At 67.9% G+C, this 3,348-nt stretch carries 4 protein-coding genes; all 4 read left to right on the forward strand.

Translation table 11 applies throughout. The annotated features are described in order from the left end of the window. A partial coding sequence (locus tag VNS22_RS14750; RefSeq protein ID WP_325733677.1) for a PAS domain-containing protein occupies window positions 1–1,728 on the forward strand: 1,728 nt, incomplete at its 5' end. Continuing rightward, window positions 1,725–2,369 carry a response regulator transcription factor gene (locus VNS22_RS14755; protein WP_349261799.1) on the forward strand — a complete coding sequence of 215 codons (645 nt, stop codon included), beginning with the start codon at window positions 1,725–1,727 and terminating at the stop codon, window positions 2,367–2,369. The genes VNS22_RS14750 and VNS22_RS14755, both read left to right, overlap by 4 nt. Continuing rightward, complete coding sequence (locus VNS22_RS14760) at window positions 2,366–2,731, forward strand: response regulator (protein WP_325733679.1); 366 nt, start codon at window positions 2,366–2,368, stop codon at window positions 2,729–2,731. Before VNS22_RS14755 ends, VNS22_RS14760 begins: the two co-directional genes overlap by 4 nt. 15 nt (window positions 2,732–2,746) lie before the next feature. After that, on the forward strand, window positions 2,747–3,348 hold a 602-nt coding region (locus tag VNS22_RS14765), incomplete at its 3' end, for a response regulator transcription factor (RefSeq protein ID WP_349261800.1).

The following is a 3,348-nucleotide window of genomic DNA, read 5'->3' on the forward strand; positions in this document are numbered from 1 at the left end:
ACCGAGGCCATCATCCATCCCGATGACAGCCCCGGCGTCGTGGAAGCGTTCGAGCGCTCCTTGGCCAGCGGCGAGCGTCTCTCCATGAAATGGCGCATGCGCCGGGCCGATGGCGTGTATCGCTGGATGGCGGCGAGCGCCGAAGCGATGCGGGATCAGGACGGCCGGATTACCCAATGGTACGGCCTCTGCCATGACATCGACGATCAGATGCTGGCTGAACAGACTCTGCGGCAGAGCAAGCAGCAACTGGAGCAGATGATCGACGCAGTGCCCGTCAACATCCTGAGCTTCGATCCTTCGCGCAGGCTGACCTACGCCAGCAGACGATACCTCGACACGGTCGGGTCACCAGGGCGCATCCAGGATTTCGAAGCCCTGGCACGGGATGTCGCTCACCCGGACGATCTGCCGGTCATGCTTAGCCGGGCACTGGATGGATTCCGAACCGGCGAGCCGTTCGTGAACCGGTTTCGCCGGCGCTGCAGCGATGGCGTCTATCGCTGGATCGAGGCCCGCGCGCAGGCCCTGCGCGATGCGGATGGCCAGATCGTGCAGTGGTACATCGCCTCGATCGACATCGAGGAGGAGATGCAGGCGCAGGAGGCCTTGCGCGAGCGGGAGCGATTCCTCTGGCAGCTCGTGGAAACCCTGCCGGCCATGATCGATTGCGCGGCACCGGATGGCGAACCGGTCTACCGGAGCCAGCAGCTCCGTGCGTTTCTGGGCTACGAGCTCGAGGAGCTGAACGAGACGGGTGGGTCGCGTTTGATGCAGACGCTGGATGCAGGCGTCCATCCCGACGACCTCATCGCCGTGAAGAAGGACTATGCCAGCTGCCTGCAGACGGGCGAGCCCTATGCGCGCCGCCACCGCCTGCGACGCCATGACGGTGCCTATCGCTGGGTCGAGACGCGTGCGGCACCCATGCGCAACGCCGACGGCGCCATCGTCCAGTGGAACGTGATCTGCCTCGACATCGATGCCGAGATCCGCATGCAGGAGGACCTCCGGCTGGCGCAGGAGCGCTTGGCACGCGCGGGCCAGGCAGCGAGCCTCGCCGAGCTTTCCGCCTCCATCGCTCATGAGGTGAACCAGCCCCTGGCGGCAGTGGTCTGGAACTCCCAGGCCTGCCAGCGCTGGCTGGCCGCCAGCCCGCCCAACCTGGACCGGGCCCGGACCACGGTCGAGCGGATCATCCGCGACGCGAACGCGGCCGCGGACGTCGTCAGCCGGATCCGCGCCCTGTTCAGGCAGGCGGTCGCCCCCCGGCATCGCGCCTCGATCGGGGACTTGGTCGCCGATGTCGGGCGGCTGCTCGCGGACCGGACGGCGCAGACGCGGGTCGGCGTCGAGACGGACGTCGCTGCCGATCTGCCCGCCATCCCGTTCGACGTCGTCCAGCTCCAGCAGGTGCTGGTCAATCTCATGCGCAATGCGATCGAGGCGATGGAGGGGCATACAGCAGAGCCGCGCCTCGGCATTCGTGCCGTGCGTGATGGCAAGGCCGTGCGGGTCGAGGTGAGCGACAACGGACCGGGGGTCCCGCATCCGGAGAAGGTCTTCGACGCCTTCTTCACGACGCGGCAGACCGGCATGGGGATGGGCCTCGCCATCTGCCGGTCGATCGTCGAGTCCCATGGCGGGCGGTTGTGGGTCGATCGCAACGATGCCGGCGGCGCCACCTTCGCCTTCACCCTGCCGATGGAGGCACCCGAACCCTCATGACGGCGGAGGCGCCCATCGTGCTGATCGTGGATGACGACCCAGGCGTGCGCGACGCTCTCTGCGGGCTGCTGGAAGCCCATGGCATGCGCGTGGCGGTCTACACTTCGGCGGAGGATTACGTGCGCGCGGCCAGGCCCGCGGTGCCGGCGTGCCTGCTCCTCGACGTCGAGCTTCCAGGCATCAACGGGCTCGACCTGCAGGCGCAGCTCACGGATGCCGATCACCCGCCGATCGTGTTCCTCACCGGCCATGGCGACATCCCATCCTCGGTGCGCGCGATCAAGCATGGTGCCGTGGACTTTCTGACCAAGCCGTGCAGCGACGAGGCGCTGATGGCCGCCATCGCGGCCGCCTTCATCCAGGACCGGCGCATTCGCACCGAGCGCGCGGACCTCGAGCGCCTCCAGGCGCGCTACCGCACGCTGACGCCCCGTGAGCGCGATGTCCTGCCGCTCATCGTGAGCGGCCTGCTGAACAAGCAGGCCGCCGCCGAACTGAAGCTCAGCGAGGTCTCGCTCCAGGTGCACAAGCGCAACGTGCTGCGGAAGATGGGCGCCCCCTCGCTCGCCGACCTCGTGCGAATCGCCCTGCGGCTGGGGGTTCCGGTCACGCATTCACGTCGCGGAAAGAAGCAAGCGTGAGCAGCCCCAGGCACACCATCGCGGTCGTGGACGACGACAGCCGGCTGCTGGAATCGCTGGAGAACCTGCTGGAGTCGGCAGGCTACGCGGTCCGGACCTACTCCTCGCCCAGAACCTTCCTGGCAGCGGGACTGACCGGGCTGGACTGCCTGATCACGGATATCGGCATGCCCGAGATGGATGGCTTCCAGCTTCGCGACGTCGTTGCCAAGACGCGTCCGGACCTGCCCGTCTTCATGGTGACCGGCCGCCACGAGATCACGGATCAGCCGGGCAAGGCCGCCCTGGCGGCCGCACTGTTCCGCAAGCCCATCGATGGCCAGCTCCTGCTGGCTGCAGTGGAGAAGACCCTGGTCAAGTGACCCGGGGGAGGGATCATGTTGCAGCAATCGTCCCGGCCGGCCCTGCCCTCGCCGGAGCTCACCGGCCAGCCCATCGTCCTGGTGGTGGATGACGACTTGGCCGTCCGCGAAGGCCTGAGCGAACTCATCCGGTCGGTTGGGCTGGCCCCGGCCTGCTTCGCTTCCACGCAGGAACTGCTGGCATCGGGAGAACTGGCCCGGCCGGGCTGCCTGATCCTCGACGTGCGCATGCCCGGCACCAGCGGCCTCGACCTCCAGCGGCACCTGGTGCAGGGCGGGCAGCACAAGCCGATCATCTTCCTGACCGGGCACGGGGACATTCCGATGACGGTGCAGGCCATGAAGGCGGGGGCCGTGGACTTCCTGACCAAGCCGGCCCGGGATCAGGTCCTGCTCGATGCCATCGCGCGCGCGATCGAGCGGGACCAGGCCGATCGTGCGGAGATGCGCAGGGCGCGTCAGCGTGGGGAGCGTTTCGCGACCCTGACACCACGTGAGCGGCAGGTCTTCCGGGAGGTGGCCAGAGGCCAGCTGAACAAGCAGATCGCCTTCGGCCTCGGCATTGCGGAGGTCACGGTGAAGGTCCACCGGGGCAACGTGATGCGCAAGCTGCAGGC

Origin of the sequence: Geminicoccus sp. (assembly GCF_035556675.1) — a bacterium.
Classification (GTDB): domain Bacteria; phylum Pseudomonadota; class Alphaproteobacteria; order Geminicoccales; family Geminicoccaceae; genus Geminicoccus.

Excerpts from the sequence above, each read along its gene's own strand:
- VNS22_RS14755 (WP_349261799.1), top strand. The coding sequence starts at position 1,725 with ATGACGGCGGAGGCGCCCATCGTGCTGATCGTGGATGACGACCCAGGC.